Consider the following 1575-nt stretch of genomic DNA (forward strand, 5'->3'; position numbering starts at 1 on the left):
GTGAGGCATGCTGGAGGTATCAGAAGTGCGAATGCTGACATAAGTAACGATAAAGCGGGTGAAAAGCCCGCTCGCCGGAAGACCAAGGGTTCCTGTTCAACGTTAATCGGAGCAGGGTGAGTCGACCCCTAAGGCGAGGCCGAAAGGCGTAGTCGATGGGAAACAGGTTAATATTCCTGTACTCGGTGTTACTGCGAAGGGGGGACGGAGAAGGCTATATCAGCCGGGCGACGGTTGTCCCGGTTTAAGCGTGTAGGCGGAGGGTCCAGGTAAATCCGGACTCTTTTAACGCTGAGGCGTGATGACGAGGCACTACGGTGCTGAAGTGATAAATGCCCTGCTTCCAGGAAAAGCCTCTAAGCATCAGGTAACACAGAATCGTACCCCAAACCGACACAGGTGGTCAGGTAGAGAATACCAAGGCGCTTGAGAGAACTCGGGTGAAGGAACTAGGCAAAATGGTGCCGTAACTTCGGGAGAAGGCACGCTGGCGCGTAGGTGAAGGGACTTGCTCCCGGAGCTGAAGCCAGTCGAAGATACCAGCTGGCTGCAACTGTTTATTAAAAACACAGCACTGTGCAAACACGAAAGTGGACGTATACGGTGTGACGCCTGCCCGGTGCCGGAAGGTTAATTGATGGGGTTATCCGTAAGGAGAAGCTCTTGATCGAAGCCCCGGTAAACGGCGGCCGTAACTATAACGGTCCTAAGGTAGCGAAATTCCTTGTCGGGTAAGTTCCGACCTGCACGAATGGCGTAATGATGGCCAGGCTGTCTCCACCCGAGACTCAGTGAAATTGAACTCGCTGTGAAGATGCAGTGTACCCGCGGCAAGACGGAAAGACCCCGTGAACCTTTACTACAGCTTGACACTGAACATTGAGCCTTGATGTGTAGGATAGGTGGGAGGCTTTGAAGCGCGGACGCCAGTCTGCGTGGAGCCATCCTTGAAATACCACCCTTTAATGTTTGATGTTCTAACGTGGCCCCGTGATCCGGGGTGCGGACAGTGTCTGGTGGGTAGTTTGACTGGGGCGGTCTCCTCCCAAAGAGTAACGGAGGAGCACGAAGGTCAGCTAATCACGGTCGGACATCGTGAGGTTAGTGCAATGGCATAAGCTGGCTTGACTGCGAGAGTGACGGCTCGAGCAGGTGCGAAAGCAGGTCATAGTGATCCGGTGGTTCTGAATGGAAGGGCCATCGCTCAACGGATAAAAGGTACTCCGGGGATAACAGGCTGATACCGCCCAAGAGTTCATATCGACGGCGGTGTTTGGCACCTCGATGTCGGCTCATCACATCCTGGGGCTGAAGTAGGTCCCAAGGGTACGGCTGTTCGCCGTTTAAAGTGGTACGCGAGCTGGGTTTAGAACGTCGTGAGACAGTTCGGTCCCTATCTGCCGTGGGCGCTGGAGAATTGAGGGGGGTTGCTCCTAGTACGAGAGGACCGGAGTGAACGCACCACTGGTGTTCGGGTTGTCATGCCAATGGCACTGCCCGGTAGCTAAGTGCGGAAAAGATAAGTGCTGAAAGCATCTAAGCACGAAACTTGCCCCGAGATGAGTTCTCCCTGAC

At 54.3% G+C, this 1575-nt stretch carries 1 rRNA gene; it reads left to right on the plus strand.

Annotation, left to right across the window (positions count from 1 at the left end):
* Positions 1-1575, plus strand: a 23S ribosomal RNA gene (locus HFD97_RS21970); the annotation flags it as partial.

It is taken from the genome of Pantoea sp. EKM103V (assembly GCF_011800365.1).
In the GTDB taxonomy this organism is placed as follows: Bacteria; Pseudomonadota; Gammaproteobacteria; order Enterobacterales; family Enterobacteriaceae; genus Pantoea; species Pantoea anthophila.